The sequence below is a fragment of the Pseudomonas sp. GM55 genome, assembly GCF_000282395.1.
Classification (GTDB): domain Bacteria; phylum Pseudomonadota; class Gammaproteobacteria; order Pseudomonadales; family Pseudomonadaceae; genus Aquipseudomonas; species Aquipseudomonas fluorescens_CC.
In genome coordinates this window covers 18,148-43,533 of the sequence record NZ_AKJJ01000090.1, presented here as the reverse complement: position 1 = coordinate 43,533, position 25,386 = coordinate 18,148, and the positions used below count along the sequence as shown (strand labels likewise).

32 protein-coding genes and 1 tRNA gene are annotated in these 25,386 nt (G+C 56.1%); 24 read left to right on the top strand and 9 right to left on the bottom strand.

The genetic code is table 11. The features are described 5' to 3' along the window. Positions 1-199 precede the first annotated feature (199 nt). Complete coding sequence (locus PMI31_RS22105) at positions 200-481, top strand: hypothetical protein (protein WP_008020809.1); 282 nt, start codon at positions 200-202, stop codon at positions 479-481. Between the two features lie 11 nt (positions 482-492). On the opposite strand, the gene PMI31_RS22100 is transcribed toward PMI31_RS22105, so the two are convergent. Next, the gene (locus PMI31_RS22100; RefSeq protein ID WP_008020808.1) at positions 493-723 is read right to left on the bottom strand and encodes a hypothetical protein; all 231 of its coding nucleotides are present in this window, start codon (positions 721-723) and stop codon (positions 493-495) included. A gap of 72 nt (positions 724-795) precedes the next feature. Further along, the gene (locus PMI31_RS22095; protein WP_008020807.1) at positions 796-1,152 is read right to left on the bottom strand and encodes a hypothetical protein; all 357 of its coding nucleotides are present in this window, start codon (positions 1,150-1,152) and stop codon (positions 796-798) included. A gap of 201 nt (positions 1,153-1,353) precedes the next feature. On the opposite strand from PMI31_RS22095, the gene PMI31_RS22090 reads away from it, so the two are divergent. The 5 genes from PMI31_RS22090 to ada all read left to right on the top strand — a co-directional run bounded on the left by PMI31_RS22090 (position 1,354) and on the right by ada (position 4,505). Next, positions 1,354-1,656 (top strand): DUF1883 domain-containing protein, encoded by a 303-nt coding sequence (locus PMI31_RS22090; protein ID WP_007900033.1) that lies wholly within the window; start codon positions 1,354-1,356, stop codon positions 1,654-1,656. 37 nt (positions 1,657-1,693) lie between these two features. After that, positions 1,694-1,861 carry a hypothetical protein gene (locus PMI31_RS31095; RefSeq protein ID WP_008020806.1) on the top strand — a complete coding sequence of 56 codons (168 nt, stop codon included), beginning with the start codon at positions 1,694-1,696 and terminating at the stop codon, positions 1,859-1,861. A 117-nt stretch (positions 1,862-1,978) separates the two neighbouring features. Beyond that, positions 1,979-2,683 carry a 2OG-Fe(II) oxygenase gene (locus PMI31_RS22085; protein ID WP_008020805.1) on the top strand — a complete coding sequence of 235 codons (705 nt, stop codon included), beginning with the start codon at positions 1,979-1,981 and terminating at the stop codon, positions 2,681-2,683. Further along, on the top strand, positions 2,673-3,353 hold the full coding sequence (gene alkB, locus PMI31_RS22080; RefSeq protein ID WP_008020804.1) for a DNA oxidative demethylase AlkB: 681 nt from the start codon (positions 2,673-2,675) through the stop codon (positions 3,351-3,353). Before PMI31_RS22085 ends, alkB begins: the two co-directional genes overlap by 11 nt. An 87-nt stretch (positions 3,354-3,440) precedes the next feature. Further along, entirely contained in the window at positions 3,441-4,505 is a 1,065-nt protein-coding gene (gene ada / locus PMI31_RS22075) for a bifunctional DNA-binding transcriptional regulator/O6-methylguanine-DNA methyltransferase Ada (RefSeq protein WP_008020803.1), read from the top strand. Here the strand turns inward: ada and acuI are convergent, their stop codons facing one another. Continuing rightward, positions 4,506-5,489, bottom strand: coding sequence for an acrylyl-CoA reductase (NADPH) (gene acuI, locus PMI31_RS22070; protein ID WP_008020801.1), 984 nt, complete (start codon positions 5,487-5,489; stop codon positions 4,506-4,508). A gap of 259 nt (positions 5,490-5,748) precedes the next feature. On the opposite strand from acuI, the gene PMI31_RS22065 reads away from it, so the two are divergent. The 7 genes from PMI31_RS22065 to PMI31_RS22035 all read left to right on the top strand — a co-directional run bounded on the left by PMI31_RS22065 (position 5,749) and on the right by PMI31_RS22035 (position 10,673). Next, positions 5,749-6,816: an NAD(P)H-dependent flavin oxidoreductase gene (locus PMI31_RS22065; protein WP_008020799.1), complete on the top strand. Its 1,068-nt coding sequence runs from the start codon at positions 5,749-5,751 to the stop codon at positions 6,814-6,816. 125 nt (positions 6,817-6,941) lie between these two features. After that, positions 6,942-7,709, top strand: coding sequence for a molybdate ABC transporter substrate-binding protein (modA, locus tag PMI31_RS22060; protein WP_008020797.1), 768 nt, complete (start codon positions 6,942-6,944; stop codon positions 7,707-7,709). Continuing rightward, positions 7,709-8,389 carry a molybdate ABC transporter permease subunit gene (gene modB / locus PMI31_RS22055; protein ID WP_008020795.1) on the top strand — a complete coding sequence of 227 codons (681 nt, stop codon included), beginning with the start codon at positions 7,709-7,711 and terminating at the stop codon, positions 8,387-8,389. Before modA ends, modB begins: the two co-directional genes overlap by 1 nt. Before the next feature lie 3 nt (positions 8,390-8,392). Continuing rightward, a complete protein-coding gene (modC, locus tag PMI31_RS22050; protein ID WP_008020794.1) occupies positions 8,393-9,472 on the top strand; it encodes a molybdenum ABC transporter ATP-binding protein in 1,080 nt (359 codons plus the stop codon). Positions 9,473-9,597: 125 nt separating this feature from the next. Next, the gene (locus PMI31_RS22045; RefSeq protein WP_008020793.1) at positions 9,598-9,819 is read left to right on the top strand and encodes a hypothetical protein; all 222 of its coding nucleotides are present in this window, start codon (positions 9,598-9,600) and stop codon (positions 9,817-9,819) included. Positions 9,820-9,950: 131 nt separating this feature from the next. Next, positions 9,951-10,181 carry a hypothetical protein gene (locus PMI31_RS22040; protein ID WP_008020792.1) on the top strand — a complete coding sequence of 77 codons (231 nt, stop codon included), beginning with the start codon at positions 9,951-9,953 and terminating at the stop codon, positions 10,179-10,181. 207 nt (positions 10,182-10,388) lie between these two features. Next, complete coding sequence (locus PMI31_RS22035) at positions 10,389-10,673, top strand: hypothetical protein (protein ID WP_008020790.1); 285 nt, start codon at positions 10,389-10,391, stop codon at positions 10,671-10,673. A gap of 127 nt (positions 10,674-10,800) precedes the next feature. On the opposite strand, the gene PMI31_RS22030 is transcribed toward PMI31_RS22035, so the two are convergent. After that, complete coding sequence (locus PMI31_RS22030; protein WP_043302555.1) at positions 10,801-11,466, bottom strand: TetR/AcrR family transcriptional regulator; 666 nt, start codon at positions 11,464-11,466, stop codon at positions 10,801-10,803. A gap of 179 nt (positions 11,467-11,645) precedes the next feature. On the opposite strand from PMI31_RS22030, the gene PMI31_RS22025 reads away from it, so the two are divergent. From PMI31_RS22025 to PMI31_RS22010, 4 genes are all read left to right on the top strand, one after another. Next, positions 11,646-12,488: an NAD(P)H-binding protein gene (locus tag PMI31_RS22025; RefSeq protein WP_008020786.1), complete on the top strand. Its 843-nt coding sequence runs from the start codon at positions 11,646-11,648 to the stop codon at positions 12,486-12,488. A 92-nt stretch (positions 12,489-12,580) separates the two neighbouring features. Then, the gene (locus PMI31_RS22020) at positions 12,581-12,775 is read left to right on the top strand and encodes a hypothetical protein (RefSeq protein WP_008020784.1); all 195 of its coding nucleotides are present in this window, start codon (positions 12,581-12,583) and stop codon (positions 12,773-12,775) included. A gap of 690 nt (positions 12,776-13,465) precedes the next feature. Then, positions 13,466-14,233 carry a sterol desaturase family protein gene (locus tag PMI31_RS22015; protein ID WP_008020782.1) on the top strand — a complete coding sequence of 256 codons (768 nt, stop codon included), beginning with the start codon at positions 13,466-13,468 and terminating at the stop codon, positions 14,231-14,233. Between the two features lie 214 nt (positions 14,234-14,447). Beyond that, positions 14,448-15,086, top strand: a complete 639-nt coding sequence (locus PMI31_RS22010; protein ID WP_157213297.1) for a hypothetical protein — start codon at positions 14,448-14,450, stop codon at positions 15,084-15,086. A gap of 709 nt (positions 15,087-15,795) precedes the next feature. Here PMI31_RS22010 and PMI31_RS22005 read toward each other — a convergent pair. Continuing rightward, positions 15,796-16,401 carry a transglycosylase SLT domain-containing protein gene (locus tag PMI31_RS22005; protein ID WP_008020775.1) on the bottom strand — a complete coding sequence of 202 codons (606 nt, stop codon included), beginning with the start codon at positions 16,399-16,401 and terminating at the stop codon, positions 15,796-15,798. A gap of 312 nt (positions 16,402-16,713) precedes the next feature. Between PMI31_RS22005 and PMI31_RS22000 the strand changes: the two genes are divergently transcribed. Beyond that, positions 16,714-17,247 carry a hypothetical protein gene (locus PMI31_RS22000; protein ID WP_008020774.1) on the top strand — a complete coding sequence of 178 codons (534 nt, stop codon included), beginning with the start codon at positions 16,714-16,716 and terminating at the stop codon, positions 17,245-17,247. A gap of 150 nt (positions 17,248-17,397) precedes the next feature. On the opposite strand, the gene PMI31_RS30850 is transcribed toward PMI31_RS22000, so the two are convergent. Then, positions 17,398-17,501: transfer RNA gene (locus PMI31_RS30850), tRNA-OTHER, on the bottom strand. Positions 17,502-17,773: 272 nt separating this feature from the next. On the opposite strand from PMI31_RS30850, the gene PMI31_RS21995 reads away from it, so the two are divergent. Together PMI31_RS21995 and PMI31_RS21990 are read left to right on the top strand one after the other, a co-directional pair. Next, positions 17,774-17,983 (top strand): hypothetical protein, encoded by a 210-nt coding sequence (locus PMI31_RS21995; RefSeq protein ID WP_008020772.1) that lies wholly within the window; start codon positions 17,774-17,776, stop codon positions 17,981-17,983. Between the two features lie 121 nt (positions 17,984-18,104). Next, positions 18,105-19,478 (top strand): IS1182 family transposase, encoded by a 1,374-nt coding sequence (locus PMI31_RS21990; RefSeq protein ID WP_008020771.1) that lies wholly within the window; start codon positions 18,105-18,107, stop codon positions 19,476-19,478. Between the two features lie 385 nt (positions 19,479-19,863). On the opposite strand, the gene PMI31_RS21985 is transcribed toward PMI31_RS21990, so the two are convergent. Further along, positions 19,864-20,319 (bottom strand): Hsp20 family protein, encoded by a 456-nt coding sequence (locus tag PMI31_RS21985; RefSeq protein WP_008020769.1) that lies wholly within the window; start codon positions 20,317-20,319, stop codon positions 19,864-19,866. A 673-nt stretch (positions 20,320-20,992) separates the two neighbouring features. Then, positions 20,993-21,814 (bottom strand): MinD/ParA family protein, encoded by an 822-nt coding sequence (locus tag PMI31_RS21980; protein WP_043302562.1) that lies wholly within the window; start codon positions 21,812-21,814, stop codon positions 20,993-20,995. A 207-nt stretch (positions 21,815-22,021) separates the two neighbouring features. Between PMI31_RS21980 and PMI31_RS21975 the strand changes: the two genes are divergently transcribed. The 3 genes from PMI31_RS21975 to PMI31_RS21965 all read left to right on the top strand — a co-directional run bounded on the left by PMI31_RS21975 (position 22,022) and on the right by PMI31_RS21965 (position 23,661). Beyond that, complete coding sequence (locus PMI31_RS21975) at positions 22,022-22,231, top strand: hypothetical protein (RefSeq protein WP_008020764.1); 210 nt, start codon at positions 22,022-22,024, stop codon at positions 22,229-22,231. Positions 22,232-22,455: 224 nt separating this feature from the next. Then, entirely contained in the window at positions 22,456-22,668 is a 213-nt protein-coding gene (locus tag PMI31_RS31445) for a hypothetical protein (protein WP_008020762.1), read from the top strand. 159 nt (positions 22,669-22,827) lie between these two features. Beyond that, on the top strand, positions 22,828-23,661 hold the full coding sequence (locus PMI31_RS21965; RefSeq protein ID WP_008020760.1) for a hypothetical protein: 834 nt from the start codon (positions 22,828-22,830) through the stop codon (positions 23,659-23,661). Positions 23,662-24,266: 605 nt separating this feature from the next. Here the strand turns inward: PMI31_RS21965 and PMI31_RS30965 are convergent. Next, positions 24,267-24,473 (bottom strand): sensor histidine kinase, encoded by a 207-nt coding sequence (locus PMI31_RS30965; protein WP_162130441.1) that lies wholly within the window; start codon positions 24,471-24,473, stop codon positions 24,267-24,269. A gap of 357 nt (positions 24,474-24,830) precedes the next feature. Here PMI31_RS30965 and PMI31_RS31090 point away from each other — a divergent pair, with 357 nt between their 5' ends. Beyond that, complete coding sequence (locus tag PMI31_RS31090) at positions 24,831-25,160, top strand: hypothetical protein (protein WP_052037662.1); 330 nt, start codon at positions 24,831-24,833, stop codon at positions 25,158-25,160. Positions 25,161-25,386: the final 226 nt, after the last annotated feature.

Genomic DNA, 25,386 nt, shown 5'->3' with positions numbered 1-25,386 from the left:
CGCCAGCCATGAGGCCGCCATCGCCAGCAAGCCGGCTCCTACAGGTATCGGTGTTCCCCGGGATTGCGTGAAGAACCAAAAAAAAGGGTCCCGGTAGAGGGACCCTTTTTATGAATGCAGAAAAAGAAGTGGCCTTTCGCTATAACCTTTTGATTCCGGCGCTGTCTCAGCCTAGCCCCCCCCTGACGATGATCAAGCCATGAATAAGATTTTGCCTTTGCTAGCGGTATTGGCCCTGAGCGGCTGCGCAACGTCGGAAGAGATTTATCTGAACAACGGAGAGCAGGGCCTGACGATCGATTGCTCGGGAGAGGCCAATTCCTGGGCCGCCTGCTACGAAAAAGCCGATGCTTCCTGTGCGGGCACCGGCTACCGGATTGTCGGCACCGACGGCACGCCATCGCTCAAGGAAAGTGAAAAGACTCTCGGCGCCGATATCGGCAATTTCAAGAACCGCAGCGTCGTGGTGGTCTGCAAATAAGGCGCTCGGCCCTACAGATGAATTTCGGCGAATTTGATCCCGAGTCCGCGCAGCGTTTCGATCAAATCGTCGAGATGACCGAAGGACTCGACTTCATCGTTGTCATCCACCAGGAAATAGCTGCGCCCGGCGCTTTTCTTGAAAAACACGATCCATTCTCCAAGGTCCGCCGGATTCTGAATCACATGGGTGGCAGAGATAAGCCCCTCTGCATGGCGCGCCCGGACCTGCTCTCGCTTCATAGTCGACTCCAGAAATAACGATGCCGCCAAAGCCAGGCTTTGGCGGCATCGGTGCTGTTGGTCGCTAGTCTATCAGCCGGAAATGCACTCGGTGGCGGCATTCTGTACGTCCTTTGGACGTACCGGGACATTGGACATGCTCTCATGCAGCTTGATGCTGCTGCCGCCCGAGCGCTCTTCAATGTCGAAGACGGCAGACGGACCCGAGGAAAACTTGAGCGGGACGATCACGCGCAACCCATCCTTGTGCGGCTGGATTTGCAAGGCGCCACGGCTGCCGGCCAGCTTTTCGCTGAGGCATTGCGCATATTCATGGGGCTTCTTGCCAGAAATCACGTTCATGGTCGGCAGCGACTCGTTGATTTCAGAGACGTTCGCACAACCACTCACCAATACCGCCAGCGAAAGAAACGAAAAACCCCATTTCATACAAATCCTCCTATAAAGACGCTCGGACAGCGCAGATACGTTTTTTCTCCGAGACAACCTGCTTTATCGCTCATCAAACGTGAAATTAGCGTTTTTAATTGTCAAAGTGGCCGGATAAGAAGGCGGTAGGGCTGATAAACTGCGCCAATCGCCCATGCTATCGTTTTGATTTTGTAGAAAAAGCCCTTCTGGAGGCGCCTCATGAAATTTATCCATCAGCGCGAGCACCTCAATGAAGACGACATTGTCGTCATTCAATGCTCCCAAATGTGCAACATCCGTTTGATGAACGACGCCAACTTCCGCAGCTTTAAAAATGGCGGCCGTCACACCTATCACGGCGGTGCATTCGACACGTTTCCGGCGCGCATCACCGCCCCGAGCACCGGTTTCTGGAACATCACGATCGATACCGTCAACCGTCGCCCGATCAGCGTGACCCGCAAACCCACCCTGACACACTCGATCAAAATCATTCGCCGCTCCAGCTCGAAACTGAGCTGAACAGCGAACCCGAAACAAAAGACAGGCAGATACAACCGTGGCCCAAACGACCAAGTACGTCATCAAATACAAACTCAATGGCGAGCGCCGCTTCGAGTTTGCCCAGCTTGAAAACGGCACCGCAGAAGAAGCCAAAGCGGCGCTGGATGCCATTCATGGACCGGACGACGTCATCAGCGAAATCAGCGTCAGCAAAGCGCTGTAACGCGAACCGGGGCGACAGTGGACGTCGGCTCCCCCTCGCAATTCGACCGCAAGCGCCGGAGTGCCTGCTTCATCCCTGCCCTCCAGACTGGCCACCTCAACAACAAGAGGCCCGGCAATGAGTGAGCAATATCTGGACAGCCTGGACTGGCCCCGGCTGGAACAGCAACTTGATCAGGACGGTTGCGCCGTCATCCCGTCACTGTTGAGCCACAAGGCATGCGATCAGGTCAGCGCCTGGTACCCGCGGGCCGAACCCTTTCGCTCGCACGTGATGATGGCCCGCCACGGGTTCGGCCGCGGCGAGTACAAGTATTTCAGCTATCCATTGCCGGACCTTGTGGCCCGTTTGCGCAGCGCGCTCTACCCACGACTGGTGCCCATCGCCAATCGCTGGCATGAACAGATGGACCTGCCGACCCGTTTTCCAGACGCTCATCAAGCCTTTCTCGAGCGCTGTCATGCCGCTGGTCAGAACCGTCCGACGCCGTTGTTGCTGCAATATGGTCCGCAGGACTACAACTGCCTGCATCAGGACTTGTACGGTGAGCACGTTTTCCCGCTGCAAGTGGCGATTCTTCTGTCCGCCCCGGATGAAGACTTCACCGGCGGCGAATTTGTCATGACCGAACAGCGCCCGCGCATGCAGTCACGCCCTATGGTCATCGACCTGAAGAAAGGTGACGGGCTGATATTTGCCGTCAACCAGCGGCCGGTCAAAGGGGTTCGCGGTTATTACCGCGTGACCCTGCGTCACGGCGTGAGTCGCCTGCACAGCGGCAAACGATATACCCTTGGAATCATCTTTCACGATGCTTTATGACCCCATGAACCCGCTGACTCATGACCTGTTTGCCAATGCCGAGCCCGAGCAACAGCCCAGGCGCGAGCAGATCGGCGAACAGTCATACGTGCTCAGAGGCTTCGCCCTGCCCTGGCTTGAGCGTTTGTTGCCCGCCCTGGAGGCGGTGCTGACGGCCGCGCCGTTTCGGCAGATGATCACGCCCGGCGGCTTTACCATGTCGGTCGCCCTGAGCAGTTGTGGCACATTCGGCTGGACCACTGACCGCAGCGGTTATCGCTACACCCGCCACGATCCGCAGACTGGCCAGCCTTGGCCAAGGATGCCCGAGGTGTTTCTGCAATTGGCGCAAGCCGCGGCGCAGGCAGCGGGGTTCAGCGAATTTGCGCCGGACTCCTGCCTGATCAACCGTTACATCCCCGGGGCAAAAATGTCATTGCATCAGGATAAGGACGAGCATTCCTACGACGCCCCTATCGTTTCGGTATCGCTGGGCTTGCCGGCGATGTTCCTGTTCGGTGGCTTTGCACGTAGCGACAAAAGCCAGCGCATCCCCCTGCTGCATGGCGACATCGTGGTCTGGGGTGGTGTGGATCGCCTGCGCTATCACGGCGTGTTGCCGATCAAGGACGGCCATCACCCGAGGCTCGGCGAGCAACGCATCAACTTCACCTTCCGTACCGCCGGATAAAGACTTCGAATTTGACCGCAAGCGCCGGAGTGTGTGGGAATTGCCCCATGGTTAATGTGCAGGCAACCCCTCAAAGGACGTGACGCCATGACGACCCAATCGAGCAAGATCAGCACCGAAAACGATCCACGCTGGGCCGCCGTGGTCGCGCGCGATCCCAAGGCTGACGGGCAGTTTGTCTATGCCGTGAAAACCACAGGCATCTACTGCAACCCCAGCAGCCTCGCGCGCTTGCCCAAACCACACAATGTCGAATTCTTCGATAGCGCCGAGCAGGCACAGGCCGCGGGTTATCGTCCGAGCAAACGCGCGACCAAAGATCAGAGCGAACTCGCCGCGCAACACGCCGCCACCGTGGCCGCCGCGTGCCGCCAGATCGAAAGCGCGGAAACGCTGCCGGCCCTGGGTGAGCTGGCCGAGGCGGCGGGACTGAGCAGCTTCCACTTCCATCGCGTGTTCAAATCCGTCACCGGCTTGACGCCCAAGGGCTACGCCGACGCTCATCGTTCACGCAAGGTGCGCGAGCGTCTGGCGGACGGTGGCTCGGTGACCGATGCCCTGTATGACGCCGGCTTCAACTCCAACAGTCGATTTTATGAAGCGGCAGACCATCTGCTCGGAATGAAACCCGGAGACTACCGCGCGGCCGGTCAAAACAATGACATTCGTTTTGCCGTCGGCCAGTGTTCGCTGGGGGCGATACTGGTGGCGCAGAGTGAGCGCGGGGTCTGCGCGATCCTGTTGGGCGATGATCCGCACCAACTGGTCTGTGATCTGCAGGACAAATTCCGCCGCGCCAACCTGATCGGTGCCGATCATGAATTCGAGCAACTGATTGCCAGGGTCGTCGGCTTTATCGAGGCGCCGGCCATTGGCCTGGATTTGCCTCTGGACGTACGCGGCACGGCGTTTCAGGAGCGTGTCTGGCAAGCGCTGCGGGAAATTCCGGTTGGCAGCACGGCCAGCTACGCCGAGGTCGCCCAGCGCATCGGCTCGCCGAAAGCCGTTCGCGCCGTGGCTCAAGCCTGCGGCGCGAACAACCTGGCCGTGGCGATCCCTTGCCATCGCGTGGTACGCAGCGATGGCCACCTGTCGGGCTATCGCTGGGGTGTCGAGCGCAAACGCCAGTTGCTGGAACGCGAGTCGCAGTAATCAGCGATTCACATCCACCACCACGCGCCCGCGCAACTGCCCGGCAAGCAAGCGCGGCGCGGCTTCGATGGCTTCGCTCAGGCCGATTTCGTGACTGATCAACGGCAACAGGTTGAAGTCCAGATCCTTGGCCAGCCGACTCCAGGCCTCCACGCGCCTGGCTTTGGGCTGGGTCACGCTGTTGATCCCGGCCAGGGTCACACCGCGCAAAATGAACGGTGCAACAGAGGCCGGAAAGTCCATGCCCTGGGCCAAACCGCATGCCGCGACGGTGCCATTGGCCTTGGTGCTGGCGCAAGCATTGGCCAGGGTGTGGCTACCGACCGAATCGATGACCGCCGCCCAGCGCTCTTTGGCCAACGGCTTGCCTGGCTCGGACAGCGTGGCACGGTCGATGATTTCGCCAGCGCCCAGTTGCTTCAGGTAGTCATGCTCCGACGTACGCCCTGTGGACGCGACCACCCGATAGCCGAGCCTGTTCAGCAACGCGATGGCGAAACTGCCGACGCCACCATTGGCGCCGGTCACCAGTATCTCACCCTGCTCAGGCGTCACCCCGTTGTGCTCCAGCGCCAGGATGCACAGCATGGCCGTGTAGCCCGCCGTACCAATGGCCATCGCCTGGGCAGCAGTGAACGCCTTGGGTAGCGGAATCAGCCAGTCACCGTTCAGGCGCGCCTTCTGCGCCAATCCGCCCCAATGTCCTTCACCCACACCCCAGCCATTGAGCAGCACCTGGTCACCGACCTTATAGTCCGGGTGCCCACTGACTTCGACGACACCGGCCAGATCGATGCCCGGCACCATCGGAAACTTGCGCACCACCGGACTGCTGCCGGTGATCGCCAGGCCATCCTTGAAGTTCAGCGTGCTGTAGGCAACACGCACCGTGACATCGCCCTCGGGTAACTGATCGTCCTGGATCTCTTGCAGTGTGGCCCGGTAACCGCTGTCGTCTTTGTCGATCAAAATGCCTTTGAACATCACGGCCTCTCAATGGAATCAGTCTGGTTGTGGTGCAATTGAAATAACACATCGCAACAGGTTGCCGTACTCGACTTTAAGCCAACCGGGCAAACCACCCAATCCCGGTATCCATGATCGCAATGGCGACGGTGCAGGATTCCATCGACGCTAAAGAAAACCGCACCCGCCGAAATGACGACTGGCCTTGCACCAGTCGTTGCGTTACAAATCCTGTTCTACCGTCCCTGCCCTGCTTCAACGTCGGAGAACACAGCACATGAACCAATGGCCAGATACCCGCATTCTTGACCTGCTCGGGATCGAACTGCCGATCATTCAGGGGCCGATGGCCGGTGCCACGAACTCGTCCATGGTGATTGCAGCCTGCAATGCCGGCGGCCTGGGCTCGATGCCAGCGGCGATGCTCAGCACCGATCAATTGCGCGAGGAACTGAAAACGATCCGCCAACACACCCAGCGCCCGATCAACGTCAACTTCTTCTGTCATCAGCCTCCAGCGCCGGATGAGCAACGCGCGCAGGAGTGGAAAAACCTGCTGCAACCCTACTACCAGGAACTTGGTGTCGATTTCGATGCACCAACGCCCGTATCCAACCGGGCGCCGTTCGATAATGCAGCCTGCGAAGTGGTCGAAGCGTTTCGCCCTGAAGTGGTGAGTTTCCACTTTGGCCTGCCGGAAAAATCCCTGCTCGACCGGGTCAAAGCCACCGGTGCCAAGGTGCTGTCCTCGGCCACCACCGTCGCAGAAGCGGTGTGGCTGGAGCAGCATGGCTGCGATGCAATCATTGCCATGGGCTACGAAGCCGGGGGCCATCGCGGGATGTTTCTCAGCGATGACCTGAGCAGCCAGGTGGGAACGTTCGCCCTGGTGCCACAAGTGGTCGATGCGGTAAAAGTGCCGGTGATTGCCGCTGGCGGCATCGCTGATGCACGAGGTGTCGCTGCGGCCTTCATGCTGGGCGCTTCGGCGGTACAGGTGGGTACGGCCTACCTGTTCACGCCAGAGGCCAAGGTCAGCCCGTCCCATCACAAAGCCTTGCGCACCGCCAGGGAAAGCGAAACGGCCGTCACCAACGTGTTCACCGGTCGCCCGGCCCGGGGCATCCTCAATCGGGTGATGCGTGAACTGGGACCCATGAGCGCCAAGGCACCGGCTTTCCCCCTGGCCGGTGGCGCGCTGATGCCGCTGCGGGCCAAAGGTGAAGCGGACTTCAGCAACCTCTGGGCCGGCCAGGCATTTACCCTTGGGGTCGAATTGTCCACCGCGGCACTGACTCGACAACTGGCGGAAGAAGGATTAGCGAGACTGCTACGTCGCCCCTGAGCATCACCCGGGTTAAAAGTGTATACAATTTTATGACAGCACATTCCGTTTAAAGGCAATTCGCTATATATTTCTGTACATAACGATTCACCCCCTGTTGCAATTGCCTTTAACGGAGCCGTTTCATGACCATTCGTGCCTCACGTTTTGCCCCTGCCTGCCTGGCGAGCCTTGTCGCTGTATTTGCCTTCGGCTCAGCCCAGGCGGACGAAGTCCAGGTGGCGGTCGCTGCCAACTTCACCGCGCCCATCCAGGCCATCGCCGCTGATTTTGAAAAGGACACCGGGCATAAACTGGTCACCTCCTTTGGTGCCACCGGCCAGTTCTACACCCAGATCAAAAACGGCGCGCCGTTCGAAGTGTTCCTCTCGGCAGACGACAGCACCCCGAAAAAACTTGAAGCCGAAGGCGACTCCGTCAAGGGCTCGCGCTTCACCTACGCGGTCGGTACCCTGGCGCTGTGGTCGGCCAAAGAAGGCTACGTCGATGCCAAGGGCGATGTGCTGAAAAAGAACGAATACCAGCACCTGTCCATCGCCAACCCGAAAGCCGCGCCTTATGGCCTGGCGGCTACCCAGGTGCTGGCTAAAGAAGGGCTGACCGACAAGGTCAAGGACAAGATCGTTGAAGGCCAGAACATCACCCAGGCCTACCAATTCGTCTCCACCGGCAATGCCGAACTGGGTTTTGTCGCCCTGTCGCAGATCTACAAGGACGGCAAAATCACCAGCGGTTCGGCCTGGATCGTTCCAGCCAGCCTGCACGATCCGATCAAACAAGACGCCGTGATTCTCAACAAGGGCAAGGACAACCCGGCCGCCAAGGCATTGGTTGACTACCTCAAGGGGCCGAAAGCGGCAGCTGTCATCAAATCCTACGGCTACGAAATCTGATGTCGCTATCGAGTGCCGATGTTTCCGCCATCTGGCTGACCCTGAAACTGGCGTCCCTGACGACCATTATCCTGCTGATTGTCGGCACTCCGATTGCGTTATGGCTTGCGCGCACCCGCTCCTGGTTGCGCGGCCCGGTCGGGGCGATTGTCGCCCTGCCCCTGGTGCTGCCGCCGACGGTGATTGGCTTTTATCTGTTGCTGGCGCTCCGCCCTCACGGGCTTGTCGGTCAGCTCAGCCAATCATTGGGCCTTGGCACCCTCACTTTCAGTTTTGCAGGGCTGGTCATCGGTTCGGTGTTGTATTCAATGCCATTCGTGGTCCAGCCGCTGCAAAACGCTTTTTCCGCAATTGGCACGCGCCCGCTCGAAGTGGCCGCGACGTTACGGGCAAACCCCTGGGACACCTTTTTCAGCGTGACACTGCCCCTGGCCCGCCCCGGTGTCATTACCGCCGCCATTCTCGGTTTCGCCCACACCGTCGGCGAGTTCGGCGTGGTGCTGATGATCGGCGGCAATATTCCCGAAAAGACCCGCGTGGTCTCGGTGCAGATCTACGATCACGTCGAAGCCATGGAATACGCCCAGGCCCATTGGCTGGCCGGAGCGATGCTGGTGTTCTCGTTTGCCGTCCTGCTGGCGCTGTACTCCAGCCGTAACACCAAAGCGGGCTGGAGCTGACCGATGATTCAAATGCGTCTGGAACTACGCTACTCGGGCTTCGCCCTGAACGTCGACTTGCAACTGCCGGGCCGTGGCGTCACGGCACTTTACGGTCATTCCGGCTCGGGCAAGACCACGTGCCTGCGCTGCATCGCCGGTCTGGAGCGAGCCGATCACGGTTTTATCCAGGTCAACGATGAAGTCTGGCAAGACAGCGAAAACAAGGTTTTCGTCGCGCCGCACAAACGCGCGCTAGGCTACGTTTTTCAGGAAGCCAGCCTGTTTCCTCATCTGTCGGTGCTGGCCAACCTGGAGTTCGGTCTCAAGCGCATCCCGAAGCCGCAGCGTCGGGTCGACATGGCTCACGCCACCGAGTTGCTGGGCATCAGCCATTTGCTGGACCGGCACCCACAACACCTTTCGGGCGGTGAGCGGCAGCGCGTCGGCATCGCCCGCGCCTTGCTCACCAGCCCGAAATTGTTGTTGATGGACGAACCGCTGGCCGCGCTGGATGCCCAACGCAAAAGTGAAATCCTGCCCTACCTGCAACGCCTGCACGATGAGCTCGATATCCCGGTGCTGTACGTCAGCCACTCCCAGGATGAGGTCGCGCGGCTGGCCGACCATATCGTGTTGCTCAGCAACGGCAAGGCACTGGCCAGCGGCCCGATCGGCCAGACCCTGGCACGCCTCGACTTGCCACTGGCGATGGGAGATGACGCCGGCGTGGTGATCGAAGGTCGCGTCAGCGCCTATGACGCCAACTATCAATTGCTGAGCCTGCAATTGCCCGACACCACCCTCAACATTCGTGTGCCTCATACGCCGCTGGATCCGGGCCAGGCACTGCGCTGCAAGGTCCAGGCGCGGGATGTGAGCCTGAGCCTGCACGGTGCCGGGCAAAGCAGCATCCTCAATCGCCTGCCGGTCACCGTGGTCAGTGAAATGAACGCCGACAACGCCGCCCATGTGCTGATTCGCCTGGACGCCGCCGGCACGCCACTGCTGGCGCGCATCACGCGTTATTCGCGCGATCAACTCAACGTCCACCCTGGCCAGCAACTCTGGGCGCAAATCAAAGCGGTTGCGGTGCTGGCGTAAATCCGGCGACACGCCTGCACCGGGGCCGGGAGCGCCTGAACCGACGAACTGACCTGCCTGTTTTTTTGCATGATCACCAATGACTTCTATAGTTGATTTGAACAGGAATCCGCTACGGAGTCGCCATGGAAGACATTTTCGTCGTGAAGCGTTGCAACAAGATCATCATCCATGCTCGCCGTGCGGGTGAAATTGACCACCTGCCACCGGATACCGCGGCCTGGTATCGCATCGCCGATACCCGCACCCAAGGCTTCATCGGAGATGGCTACGATGTTGAAGAAGACGCTCTGCGTGTTTGCCGGCAGTTGAATGCCAGATCACGAGTGACAGCCCTGCAAGGTTGACGGCCTGTCACCATTTTTTAACGGGTCTATACTGAAAATGGCTGAATGATCAGCGACCCCATCGGCAGAAAGCTCGCTCCAGGCGGGCTTTTTGCTGCCACACCCAGGTTTCTTGAACGGAGGTGTCTCCCATGTCCGAAAAAGAGTCCATCACCACCCTGCTCACCTTGCTGGACTCCCGTCAGGTACGCCTGGCAGCGGCCTGCAAGGAAATCGCCGACTGGGTCGATCATCAAGGCGGGCATCCCACCGCCCTCAGAATTCGTGATCGCCTGAACGACATCGAGAAGGACACGCCGCTGATCCGGCACACGCTGTCGTCTCTTAAGCCTGACGACCGACCTCTGCCTCGGTTCAGATGATCCGTCACGGATTTGCGGTGCGAGGACAGGCCCGATTCGGGCAGCATGATCGGTGACGTTGAAGTCTCCGAACGTTTGGCTGCCTGCCAGTTTTTCACCCTCTCCCACAACCCGGCCTGGCGCTGGGATTTTTTGTTGCGCAAAACCAATCGAACGTCACCGCTCACGTGGGGTCAACCGCTCACACGTCGCGAAGGAGACGTTCCAATGGTCACTCATTTCAAAGTCAGCGGGCACCTGGCCTGCGGTCACCACGGCAACAACCTCGTATCGACCCGCGAACTCAATCGGGTGAAATGCAGGAGCTGCCGCAGCACCGATGCCTATAAAGAAGCCCGCAAGACCGAACGCAACGCTGCCCGGCGCGCAGCACGCAAGGCCAAAGCCGTCCATACCGCCAATAACTGGCGCTCGGCCTGGACCGAGCGACTGACCGCGATGGCCGGCCTGCACCGCTTGCCGCGGGGATTTACCGGCCAACCCTTCGTTTAGGATTGGGCTGATTGAGTCTGTACAACCCCAATTGATCGAGCGGGACAGTTAAAAGGATTTCGAACGCCAGGGCCCTTGCTCGCGTGAGGGCTCAATCGAAGGATAAATCCTGAACAGAGGCGTCATTTTATTGCTTGTCGATGCCCTTGCGCGCCGGCTCCATGATTTCGCGCAGGGACATGCGCTTGAACGCCTCGACCAGTGCTCGCCCCTCCTCCGGTGCACAAGTGACCGCCAGGCGCATGGTCGCCTCGCCAAGGTGCCAGATCAAGAACGCCGATTCCTGAACCTGTTGTTCGTCGATGTCGGGATATACGCGAAGCATCGCCTGGGCCAGTAGTGCGCCGGCCACCCGGCTCTCCACCAGTTCCAGTTGCAACAACTGCTTGTCGGCCTGCATGCCGGACCAGATGTCACGCATCACCGGTGTCGCCATCACGATCTCGTAATACAGGTCGAGCAACTGCGTATAGGCGGCATACAAGCCCTGGGCATCCTCGACGGCCTCCATTGCTTGCGTAATGCAGCGACGACTCTCAGCGTTGTAGCGCTCGGCCAGCGTGCGAATGACGGAACTCTTGTCGGGAAAATACTGATAAAGCGATCCGATCGAGATCTCGGAGCGCTCGGCGATTTCACTCATCTTGAGTTGATCGCTGCCCTTGTCCGCGATCAATTGAGTCGCCGTCGCCAAAATCCGCTCCTGACGTTCGCGGCTGCGCTGTTGCGTGGGATGGCGTCGAACAGCTTCTGCAGCAGGCTGTTCGAGGGCTTCAGGAGTCTTTTTGCGCACGAGTGAATTTCCCGGTCAATAACGTGACATTTACTCACCTTAGCATCACCACTCCCAACGCCCAATAACAGATGTCCACACGTCGGGGAATTCGATCCGATGGGTTGACGGATAAACATGAGGATCTATCATCTTTTAAACATGAGCATCACTCACATTAACCGATGGAGATGAACGCGATGAAAACCGGTCAACCAATCACACTGGTCCTTGGCGCCACGGGCAAAACCGGGCGGCGAATCACACAACGACTCGAAGCTGCCGGCCTGGCCGTTCGCCGAGGCTCCCGCGACGCGAATCCCCCTTTCGACTGGGAAGATCGATCAACCTGGGACGCGGTGATAGATGGCGTTCATGGGGTCTACATTTGCTTTCAACCTGATCTCGCCGTTCCTGGCGCCCTGGAATCCATCCAGGCCTTCACCGACCTGGCGGTTAAAAGCGGAGTCCGCAAACTGGTTCTGCTATCCGGTCGCGGCGAAATCGAAGCGGAACAGGCCGAACATGTTGTACAGAACAGCGGGATTGACTGGACGATTCTGCGGGCCAGTTGGTTCTGCCAGAATTTCAGCGAGGCGCACTTTCTTGACCCCATTCTGCAAGGAGAACTCGCACTCCCCGTCAACCAGGTCGCTGAACCCTTTGTCGATGCGCAAGACATCGCCGAGTGTGCCGTCGCCGCACTGACCCAACCCGGACACACCAACCAGCTCTATGAATTGACCGGCCCTCGGGCGCTGACGTTTGCCGACGCCGTGACCGAGATTGCCCGCTCCACCGGCCGCCACATCGAATTCGTGGCCGTTCCAGCGGATGCCTATCGACAGGCCATGGAACAGCACCAACTTCCCCGGGAGTTGATCGACCTGGTGATGTATCTCTTCACGACTGTGCTCGATGGCCGCAACACGCCAATAGCCGATGGCGTACAGCGGGCACTGGGACGGCCGGCACGTGACTTCAGCGACTACGTGCAGCGCACTGCCGCTACGGGCATCTGGGGTAATGAACGTCCGACGTAACGCATTGGCGAGAACAAGGTTCGTCGGCTAGGGTCTCTTGCGTATCGAACTGCTGCGCCCTAATTGGCAGGAGCCTGATCAAGGAGGAACCCATGTCACTCAATCGTAGTGCCGAACAAACCTACCGCCAGTGGTCCACCCCGATCCTGCTGGAACTCAAGGAGCGGGAGCACCAAATGAACCCGTCAGAGCGCCAGGCACTGGAAAACGTACTGCTGGAAAGAAGGCTGATCAATACCGGCAACCCAGCCGGCAGCGATCGCCGCAAGGCAGACCCGGCGTCCTGAAAAGCATCAGGCAACCACGATCAAGAAAGAAATGATGGAGCAGAAACTAGCAAGGGCTTGCATCCGCTTTCGCTGCAAGCCCTTGATTTTAGATAACGAAGCCGGGGGTCGAACATACCACCTAAAGACCGCTAAATTACTTGATTTATCTATTATTAAGTTCGTCATGTATACCTAAACGTATACCTGAAACGGGAAGTACCCTCGTCTTCTCCGCCTCCAGCCGGTCGCTTATCGTGCCGACGTTTTCGCCGTCGCCGGGCGGCACTTATGATCATCAGCGCTCTCCCCGTTTGGGGATGGTGGTTAGGAATGTGAATTTTGAAGAGATTGAAAAATAGTTTGGGTGCTCGGGCCGATACTGCGAACGCTCAAACTTTTGACGCAGCACCTTCCGGCACTCCCTCATGCTCGCCCAAGACGGCTATCTTCCAAAAAACCACGATTTTATGGTTGAAACGGACATGGACCGGTCGTTGAGGCGAAGGCTCCAGACTTTTAACCTACCCTTCCAGTCGATGAAGCGTCGCGGCGGCTTGTGGTGGAGTGGTCATGGGCTGCTATCATAAAAAAATCGCCGAAGCGGATGGTTGATGTGGTGACTAAGAACAAGAAGCGGCCCGGTCGATAATACAAAAAATACCAAACACCGCTGTTCGTAAGACACTACTTTGAGAAGAGCAGGTCAATATGGACATTAAAGCCACCTTACTCGGTACCATCCCGCTGTTGGCCATCTTCGTGATCGCCCTTCTCATCGAGCGCATCAATCCAGCCCAGGTGCAACCACTAAAGTCGGCTGGCTTTAATCTGCTCTACACGCTGTTGTACGCCTTGGCGCAGGCCGCAATTGTTCCGCTGGTCTCCGTTGCCACGGTTGTCGCCGTCAATGCTGCAGGCGGTGGCTGGATCGATCTGCCGAACACTGGATGGGGGCTACTGCTCGGCTTTCTGCTTTATGCTTTCACGCTCGACTTCATGGAGTACCTGTTCCATCGTGCGCAGCATCGCTTTCCGGTGATGTGGGCCATGCATTCGTTCCACCACAGCGATACAGCACTAAACGCAACCACTACCAGCCGGCATCATTGGGCTGAAAACGGGATTAAGATGCTGACGATCTTCATGCTCGCTGGGGTGATCTTCAAAGCAAATTCCGCCATCGTCGGCCTATACGCGGCCATCAGTTTCTACAACGTGTTCTCCCACATGAATATTCGAATTGGCTTCGGCCGCATGTCGTTCATTCTGAACTCGCCGCAATATCATCGCATTCACCACTCGGCACTGCCTGAGCACTACGACTGCAATTTCGCAGGGCTGTTTCCGATCTTCGACGTGCTGTTCGGCACCTACCGCCAGCCGCGCGCGGGGGAGTTTCCACCCACCGGACTCGACGACAAGAAACCGCCGTCCGGCCTGATCGATGCGATCATCTGGCCCGCCCGGGCGAAGTAGCACGGATCAGGTGCAGGCGAACACGACGGCGTGCGGTTCGCGCTGCTGCTGATGCATGTTCACCTCGCAAAGAAAAGTCCGCCGAAGCGGGTTCATTGATTCATGGAGTTGCTTTTAAAATCTCATGTATATCCAAGCGCTCTCAAAAAGCTTACCTCGTTCGAGCTGGCTACCGGCCGGCATACTTCTGTTCGTCGGTGCGATGATTGCGTCAATGGCAGGTTTCGATATCGTCTTCAACGCCATCACCGGCGACATGCCGTGGATTCGCGTCGTGCTGTTTCTTGCACTCACGAGCCTGGGGATTTTTTTTGCGCAGCGCACCGGCCTTCGACTGGCATCCCATGATCTTAGTCATCCTATTGCTGTCGCTTTTGGTATCGGGCTGCTCGTCGCAATATACATTGCGACCATCGACGTCGTAGTGTTCAGGCACCTGTTACCTCCGCTTTACGTCGCATATTTTTCCGAGCTCACCCTATCCGAGCGCATGATTTACTTCATGCTGCGCGCGTTCAACGAAAACATTCTTTACCGACTATTTTTCATGTCTGCTGTGGTATGGGGCATAGGGCTTGCCTGGCGAGATTCGCAAGGACTACCCCCAAAAAACGCTTACTGGATCGCCATTGTTCTCGCCCAAGCCATCCCGATGCTGCTCAACGAAGCAAGTTTTTATCCGCCGCACATAACGCCAGTTTTTTTGCTCTACGTCGCCGTGCGATTCATACTGGCAGGCATTCTTTGGGGCTTCCTCTACTGGCGGTATGGCTTTGTAACGGCAGAAACAGCCCACGTTAGCACGCATATTTTTCTGCAGCCGATTCTGGGGTATTCGTTGGGGCCAGGTTGACACAATAACCTGCGACCTTTGCGAAGTGATCGTAGTGCTCGCCTGTGAGGGGGGTGGAGGAACCCGATTGGCTTCCGGGAAATTAACCAAATAACTTCAAAGTTCGATAGTTTTTAACCATATTTGATATAGCGACACTGCTCCTGTGTCTCCCTGCTGGATGGCGAAACGATTAAGCGGTTACCCACCACCTTGGCACTGAACCCGCAATCACCAAGATAGTCGATAGCTCTCATCAGAAGGCCTCCGCGTCAGATTCATCGAAGACCATGTCCGACGAAGCACTGGCGGTGCCGGGGGATAGTTGCCGACTCGAAGTCCTGAAAGGACTGATGTCCTGCTCGTAGTGATCGTCTAGCAGAACGTCAGGATTTGCAGGAGTCCGCTTCGATTACTTTCTCCCTATGGCTCACTTCACCGTACCCCCAACTTTAACCAGGCACTTGCACTCGATGCCTATCTGTCCAAGAGCTGGAGCGGCACGTCGCAGAGCGCACCCTGGCCCCTTCGCGGAACGCGGCCACGAATCGCAGCCGGTTGGTCGGTACTGCTCCAGGGTAAGCAGAATTTCCTTTGTCGGGTCGGTCACTCCGTGCGGACGCGCCTCGACCAGGTCCACTACGGCGGCAGCTATCGACGCGTCCGGTCCGGTCGTTCAATGTTACGTCGGGTGAGTCACCCTTTTGGACAAAACCAATAGTTTGCCGCGCTAAAACCATCCACTACGATCGTCTTCCAGTTCCTGGCGACACTGCTTGAGTTGGGCGTTGTAAATCTCTGACTGCTTTTGCTCTTTCTGGGCAACCTGCATCAGCCACGGTTTGCTGCGATAGGAATTGCGGCTAAAGCCCCCACGCCCCTCGTGATAAGCCAGGTACTGATTGTAGGTGTCCCATTTGGAGATTCCGAGCTGGCGCTGGGTGCCGGTGGTGTACCAACCGATAAACATGATCGCGTCGTCGAAGTTGTCACGCGAACCACCGTTGCCAGTATTACCCTTGTACTCGCCCCACACCGGATCTTGAGCCTGCGCATAACCGTAAGCCGAACTGACTCGCCCCCAGGGGATCACCCAGAGCAGATAGTCACGAGGCGGCAATGCGTCAGCCACGAAGCTGCTTTCCTGCTTCATGATCGCCATGGCCACATGCAGAGGCGTCCCATATTCACTCTGCATCTCCAGCGAGTCCTCATACCAGTCGGGATACTCACGGTAAATGCTGCAGAGATTGCCTTGATCCTTTGGTGGTGTAGTCGTGCAACCTGTCAAAAAAATAAACAACAAAGCCAACAGTAAAACTTGTCCTTGTTTCATTCATCACCCTCAAAAACAAGGGCATAAGGTGCCCTCCGTTTACTGCAAGGAACCTGAGTCAGGCAAATGCAGGCAAAAACCTCAGAAGACATCTTTCCTGACCGCGTCACCCTTATTGAGAGACTGCTTTGTAAGTGCCTGTTGCAGACATTCGGATGTAGAACGGGTTGAATTGCGGGGCAGACTTTTGATTGCGCGATGCAAAGAAATAAGGGCTACCGTCTGACGAGCTATCTACTTCAGCGCCAGGGCCAGGCCGGGGTCCATGACGAACTATAATTTAGTGTTGGGGGGAACGTCGGAGGTAGCGCTATGCGTATCTTCAAGCAGCTCCTGCTCTTGGTCGCGGGGCTTCTGGCAAGCAGCCTCTCCCTGGAGGCAATCAGCGGTGGCGGCCTCGGTCAAAATCCTCACCCGGCCGTTCTGGTCAGCGGGCAGCCACAGCAATGCGGGCAATTCCAGCATTTCCACACGGGCTCGTTTCATACGGGAAACCGGCATTTCGTGCCAATGGGCAACCGGCATTTCGTACCAATGGGCAACCGACATTTCGTACTAATTAACAACCGGCATTTCGTACCAATGGACAACCGGCATTTCATACCAATGGACAACCGGCATTTCGTACCAATGGATAACCGGCATTTCGTACTAATAGATAACCCACATTTCGTACCAATGGATAACCGGCACTTCATACCGATCCACCGGATGAACAGCTTCAAGGTGATCAGAGGGCCCGGGGTAAGCAATCAGCCCTTCGGCTCCGGGGACGTTCACTTTGTGCGCCGCTTCGATCCGCGGACGGGGCTGTTTCTGATTCAACCGGTAACATCCGGAAGGTAATGGACCAGCTTGGTCACACCACCGTAGTGATGACTGAGCAATACATCAGCAACCGCATAGGGAAGAAGGTGACGTCTGCAAAAATAGGAATTGCGGCAAGAAAAAACTAAGGGCCTGCATGAGGTATCTCACGCAAGCCCTTGATATTCATGGTGCCCGAAGCCGGAATCGAACCGGCACGCCCTTACGAGCGGGGGATTTTAAGTCCCGAGGGAAAATCAATCAAACTGCGCCTTCTAATAGGTTTTCCGGGCCGCAATCATCTCCTCAACGGTGCCATGCAGGCCAATGTTTTCAGATACCCCTAGAGGATTGCGGCCCGGAAAAGCCCCCTCCATAAAGCTTGAAAATACGCACTCTGCGCAGCGTAAAACCATCGTCGGTATGCCGATCCTGCATATGTAATCGAAGCCATGCTCGCACTATTGCGATGTGTGCAGTGCACTCTCTCCCGGCGCTCTGCCATTCGTAAAAAAATCCCTCATAGAACCTGGTGCTACGCTGACTTCATAACCGAGGATTCGCGATGCCAAACTCAGATCTGCTCCCTTCCCTGTTATTCAAGCTCAACGAAAATCAGCTCGCCCTGGAAGCCGCGATCCTGGAGCTTTCGAACTGGGTCGAGCAGCGCGGCTCGGCCGATGTTGCCGACAACGTGCGCGGTGCCTTGGAAGCCATCGACAAGAACGAAGAGTTCATCAAGATGACGCTCGCGGTGATGATGGCGCCTGAGTGACGGCTATCGTCTATGGTCGCCAATGGCGGAGGGCTGCAATCGGCCGATTCTGTTGAAAAAGTAGCTCCCCTGTCTGGCCTGCGGCAAAATCTTCGCATCGGCCAGCAGGGAAGCACGCAGCATGATGGGACAGTTATCGAGTGGGCAGGAACGGCTGTTTTACTCGTTCAATCTCGAAGATCACATCCCAACCAATCACCTTCTACGCAGCATTGATCAGTGTCTCGATCTGAGCGACCTGCGCCATTACCTCACCGATTTCTATAGCCCGATTGGGCGTCCGTCGATTGATCCCGAACTGATGATTCGCATGCTGATCGTCGGCTATTGCTATGGCATTCGCTCTGAGCGGCGACTGTGCGAAGAGGCCCATTTGAATCTGGCTTATCGCTGGTTCTGCCGGTTGAGCCTTGAAGATGAAGTCCCCAACCACTCGACGTTTTCCAAAAATCGACACGGCCGTTTTCGGGACAGCGATCTCTTTCGCTGGCTGTTCAATGAAGTGCTACGTCGCTGCATGGACGCAGGCCTGGTCAAAGGCGAAGGCTTTGCCGTGGACGCCAGTATCATCAAAGCGGATGCGAGTCGGCAGCGCGGCGTACCGGGTGATGAGCCGGTCAACTGGAGCGATCCGGCCCTGAGCAGCCGCGCCGTGCGAGAGTACCTAGAGGCACTCGATGAGGAGGCTCTGGCCGAAACGCTACCGAAGCGTCTATCGCTGACGGACCCTCAAGCCCGCTGGACCGCTGCTCCAGGAGGCCCAGCGTTCTTCGCCTATTCCACGAACTATCTGATCGATACCGAACACGGTGTCATCGTGGATGTGGAACCCACACCGGCTCATCGCACGGCCGAAGTCGAGAGCACCAAGATCATGATCGACCGGGTCGAGGCGCAGTTCGACATCAAGCCGGAACGCCTGATTGGCGACACCGCTTACGGAACCGCGCCGATGCTGGCCTGGATGGTAGAGGAAAAGGACATCGAGCCGCATGTGCCGGTGTGGGACAAAACCGAGCGCAAGAACGACAGTTTTTCGAGCAACGATTTCCACTGGAATGAAGAGGCTGAGGAATACCGCTGCCCGGCCGGCAATGCATTGCGCAGTGAATGGCGAGCCTTCAAGAACGAGCGTTCGCACGTCACCAAAGCCAACACCATCATCTTCCGATCCCGGCAAACCGACTGCGCGAACTGCCCGATGAAAGCCCAGTGCTGCCCGAACACTACGTTTCGCAAGATCGCTCGCAGCGTCCATGAAGCCGCGCGCGATGTGGCTCGGCGCATTGCAGCGACACCTGCGTACGTGCGCTCTCGCCACGAACGTAAAAAGGTCGAAATGTTGTTTGCCCACCTCAAGCGCATCCTGAAACTGGATCGCTTGCGACTACGTGGCATGAGCGGCGCGACTGATGAATTCACCCTGGCCGCTGCGGTGCAGAACCTGCGCCGGCTGGCCAAATTTACCTCTCAAGGGCCACCTGCCACGGGATAGGTGCGCCTGCACCAAGCAAAAAACCTTAAACTAACCCAATAACCGAGCAGCACAGGTCAACGAAGGGCCGAGAAACCACTCAATGTGGTGAGTAGGTTCTCCGATGGTGGTCGTGCCTGAGTTCAGGCCAGCTGAAAATCCGACTTTTTCAACAGAATCGGCCAAAAGCTGCCTCTCATATGGGCTCTACGATATCGGGACCGATTCATCCTGATCTGCCAGGCCATCGACTCCAATCTGGTGGTTCGTAAAGCTAGACTATGCTCGTGGAATCGTTCAATTAGGAGATATTCGTGGGATATCTTTTGAGAGGCCAGAGAATATCTTCTATTGGCCGATTCTGCAGTTAAGAAAGGCGCTCCGAAGAGCGCCTCGTTTGCTGCTATCAGTTGATTTGTTTCAGATCAGACTTCCCCGAGCCATCAATGTTGATGCGCCGAGGCTTGGCTTCCTCTGGTACAACCCGCAGCAGATCAATGCTCAACAGCCCATTGGACAACGATGCATTTTGAACCTCAATGTGATCCGCTAAACGGAAAGACAGTCGAAATGCACGTTGAGCGATTCCCTGATGAAGGTAAATCGTCTCCTGATCGCTTTCTCGCTTGCCACCGGCGATGGTCAAAACCTCCTTCTCGACTTGAATGTCCAAATCCTCCTCACTCAGACCCGCCGCAGCTATGACGATTCGATAATGATCGTCACCGTGCTTCTCGACGTTATGAGGTGGGTAGGTAGTCGAGGCCGCCTCGCTGCGTAGCGCGGATTCAAAAAGGTCGTTGAAACGATCAAAGCCTACCGACTGACGGAACAGTGGGGCCAACGAAACGGTACTAGCCATAGCTAAATCTCCTGAGTTTTCTCCAAGTGATTTATGGCGCGACCCGGTTTCGGCATCGCGTACAAAAATATATAGCGTTGTGAGAAAAACGATTCAAGAGGAGCAAAAATAATTTTTTATTCTCAAAAGACGAAGGCATCAACGAGGTCATTTATATTGGCCAAAGGCATCGGTTTGGCACGCCCTTTATCGCTTCGAAAGCTGACTGGTTGCCGGAAGGGCAAACACTACAACCGGGACGACCTCAATAACCAATACAGAGCTAGACAACTTACTGAGAAACGAAAGCCCCAAAGTCGCAGTTAAAGTTATTGACGTTTGCCAATCTGGACCCCCTACATAAAAGATGAATCGCCCCTGATTTTGTAGACGCAAATGACTGGCAGCAATGGGTCGGATGCAGCCCTCTAGGACAGACAGCTATCGGCCAATAGCGACACGTTCGCCCCTAGCACCCCATGTTGGGGGCTGTAGCAGCCTAACCTATTGTTTCTAAAAGAATATAGCTACTTACAAGGGTAGCAAAACACCCGCTTATTTGTGCTTATGCAAACGGAAACACGCGGCCTCCAGAGGAGGTTTTGCGCAAGCCGACCCAATAAAAGCGCCTCCAGGCTTATTAGGCAGAAGCGGACACCACAATCGCACCACTCATACGGCCGGGAGAGAAATGTCACCTTCTCGAATTATGGACGAGGCGGTCAACGAAGAACTCCATATGCCCTCTGGGGGTAGCCAGCAAAGGCCAAGCGTCGACCTTTAAAGCGATTTCCTGAAATGCTTGGGCGCACTTGGAGCGCGGAAAGTGTTCGTAGACTGCTCGCTGCTTCTGCACTGCCCTACGCGCACATTCATCGTACGGAACCGCTCCCACATACCGCAGGGTTACGTCGAGGAAGCGATCGGTGACTTTGGCCAATTTAGCGAATAGCGCGCGACCTTCATTCGGGCTCTGCGCCATATTGGCCAGCACCCGGAAACGGTCCATTCCGTAATCACGATTAAGCAGTTTGATCAGGGCGTAGGCATCGGCGATCGAGGTCGGTTCGTCGCAGACCACCAGCAAGACTTCGTGGGCCGCCTGGACGAGACTGACCACCGACGGGCCAATGCCTGCAGCTGTGTCAATCACCAGCACATCGAGACTGTCACCGATTTCACTGAAGGCCTGGATCAGGCCTGCGTGCTGAGCCGGAGACAACTGCACCATGCTCTGGATGCCTGAGGCAGCGGGGACGATTCGTATCCCGCCCGGACCGCGCAAAAGTACATCGGATAGCTCACAGCGACCTTCGATTAAATCGGCAAGCGTGTACTGCAGGGAAAGCCCCAACAGGACATCGATATTCGCCAAGCCAAAATCGCCATCAAGCAATACGACTCGCCTTCCAAGTTTCGCCAGCGCCAATGAAAGATTCACAGCCACAGTCGTCTTGCCGACGCCGCCCTTTCCGCCGGTCACGGCGATAACTTGTACAGAGCGCACACTATCCATGTTATTGATTCCCTCCATGTGCAACTCGTGCGAGTAGTCGCTAACTATTCCAAGATACGCGATGGTAACTGAAATGTGCAGACACATGGACTCTAGCTGTATCACAGGATCACCAGAAACGCTGTAACCCACGACATGGTAATCACGCGAACCAGAACTGCCAGAACTGCCACTGCTGCGATGCCCTCATCCGCCGAGTAATCGCCTATGCCGAATTCAGACCTGCTCCCTTCCCTGCTCTTCAAGATCAACGAAAACCAGCTCGCCCTTGAAGCCGCCATCTTGGAGCTTTCGAACTGGGTCGAGCAACGCGGATCGGCCGACGTCGCCGACAACGTCCGCGGCGCCCTGAACACGGTCGACCGCAATGAGGAGTTCATCAAGATGACGCTCGCGGTGCGCATGACACCTGAATGACTTCCCGTCCACAGCCCTGGTCTCCGATGCCGTACCTGCTGAGTGAAGCCCGTTGCGAGCCAAGTTGAGCCGACTTACTGATGGATTGAACCTAGCAGCCCACAAAGCCCTACTCTGCTTGCTCCTGAGGCGCATTCCCCATTTTCCTGTAGCAAATTCTAATTAGCCGTCACTTGTATGAAGCCGCTGCTATGCTTGGTACTTATCGAACGGAGTCGAAGCCAATGTCGAGTGAATACTCGCTATCAGATTTGCTAGAAAGGCTGTATCAGAATCAGTTTGTTCTGGAGGCCGCACTTATGGAGTTAACCCTCCTATCCGAGAAGCAAGGCTTAACCGACGTCGGTGACAACGTTCGGGGTGCCTTATGGGTGATGGGAGAGAATGCTGGCCACATCAAGCAAGGGCTGGCCAAGCTTCGAGGCAAAGATCTCTAGCCGAGTCCCGATCCTACTTGGGTGCGGGAAAAATCAAAGTTTCACTCTACATTAAATAGTAGAGGAGGGACTACTGGAAAGGTCCTCGCTCAGATACACAAGCTGCCTAAGCTATCCGAGGAGCTATCGATCCCTAAACGTAAATAGAAAGAGGAAATCATGGGGCTATTCAGTGGAATCAAAAGCACCTACAAAAAAAGCGAGGCTGCTATCGTTGTTCAGAACTTGCTCGAACAACAAGCAAAGGTGGGAATATTTGACTTAGACCCCGCAAGGTTTGCAAAAAAACTTATTGAAATTATCTGGAACTCAAAACCAGATGTATTCGATGGAAAGTTTGGTCAGCGCCCCCATAAACTTGCCGTAGCTGCCTCCGCCTTATCAAATGGTATTGCGCTGTTTGAGGTCGGAAGTTTAAACAGAGGCGCTGTAATTCTATCTCTTGGAAATATAATTTCTGAAGTAGAAACCAATGGAGGGCATTATCCGCTAAACAGCCTTGATCATCATCTGTTGGAAAACTCCATATTGGTATTCGCAAAGGCCACACAAGAATATTCGGAATTGCCTCTCAAGAATGAAATTGATCCTCACAGCCATGATGTTATAGCTAGAGCTGCCCGCATGCTTGAAATGCAGCTCTTACTTTGTAAGGCCGACGACAAAACATATGATGGCTTTCTTCACAGCAAATTTGTCCGAGGATATATATTTGGCTTCTTCGATGCTGCAATGCAGCGCGCAAATATTCCTCTAGATAGTGATGACCAATTCTACCTGCTTCTTGCGGCAGGTCACACGTATATTTTCGATGGCAATACAGAACAGGCCACTAATTACGTATATAACTCACTAGCTCTGCAAGGTGACCAAGAGTTTGACCAAGCACAAGGACAGGGAGGGACCGAGTATTTTGACTTCCTCGATGGAAAAATTCGTAATCCCATTTGGCTTATGGAGTATTTCCATGGAGAGCGCAGCGCCGATGCCTAACCAACACATTAAAATACATTCTCTTCACTCCTCCAGCCCCCCTTTCCCTTGCCTCTAGCCATCGCCGCAGGACTGGTTTATGCCCCTCATTTAACTGTATATGAACAAGCCGAAGCGGATAGAGAAATGTGGCTGTTCCTCCAGAGTTTTCCGCTTGGCTTCACGAATGTTCACTGTGCCAAAGCTAGGGAAATGCTCGGCTGGACCGTCGAAGCATTGGCGTTTCGGGCGGGCGTTTCGACGAAAGCAATCAGAGAGTTCTAGCTTGGTACCCGCAGTTACGGCGTGTCACGATGTAAGCCTTGTCCTTGCGTTGGAAGCTGAAGCACTGTTCTTTCTCCCAGATCGTAAGCCCATGAGAGGTGAGAACTTCTGCGGCGCTACGACCGACCCAAGAGGTCGGGACGATTTTCACCTGATTGAATGCCTCTAATAAAAACCCATGGGCTAAAAAAGTTCGCACACAGTGGGGGCAAGAGTTACAACGCTTATCAACGCCCCTGTTCCGTGGTCGTATACTTTTGACGCGCGACTCCTTCACGGGGTTCTATTTCTTCCGCCAATGAATTTCTAGAGATGGGTACCTGAATACGCAATCAGCTATGCTACCTCGGGCGGGTTATCACCATCAAGAAGTCGGCACTATTACGCGGAAAATCGTGCCCCGCTCCAACGTAGACCTTAATTTTGCCTGCATGGCCGGCAACGATTTCGGCCGCGATGAATAATCCAAGACCTAAACCCGCCGCCGGGCCATGCTCGTCTTCCGAATACTGCGAATAGCACTCGTTTGGCTTGAACAGCAAAGGCATCACCTCTGCGCCGCCGCTCACCTACTAATCGGATTGCCCGTTCATGCGTTGATGATTCCTGGAAGCGCAAAACACCCCCCCCACCTCATCATTAGAGAATCACCCAGTTCATTAGACCGTCGCCACAGGACCACCAATCATCTGTTTTTGTTGATTGGCGCCATGCTGAAAATTCTCGCGTTGGTCGTATCAGGTATCTCAGTACACCTGCTCAATGTCCTCAAGCAATTAGGATTCGCGACCTCTGTGGCCTTGGCCATCGGCATGGTGATTGGTCCATCACAAGTCGTAGCACGGGTGGCAGAGTTTTCCATAGGCAGAAATCTCCACCCAACCTAGTCCGCTCGAGCTGGCGCGTTGCTTTGTTCGATCGGACTTGGACTGCTGATCTCAGGCCTGCCCTGGCTGGCGTTCGTGGCAATTGCACTTTACGGCACAGGCAACGGCATCCTCACCATCGCTCGCGGTACTCTTCCTATGGCGCTGTTTGGGCCTCAAGGATATGGCGCACGAATGGGGCTGCTCGCAAGGCCTGTCCTTGTCGCCAAGGCCTGCGGCCCCATTGCCGCCGCTTTCGTTTTGGAACTCTATGGGGCATCAGTATTACTTGGAGTGATGTGCAGCTTTTTGTTGATGTGCTTCATTGCCAGTTGGCGCTTACCTACAACTCAAAAGTCCATTGATTGATGTTGCTTAAGAAGCTCTGAGTTGATGGTGAAGTCAACTAATTTGACTGTCCAATTTGGGTTGATTCTGTTGAAAAACTCGGCTTCGATTTCCACGGCAGAAAATTACGCGTCTGAGATTGAAATCTGTGTTTTGGCAGAAGGCTCAGGACTCGGAATTCACGTAGCAGCGTGCAAAAGAGGTGTTTTCACCCATTAATCGAGCGTTATGGGCAAACCGACTTTCT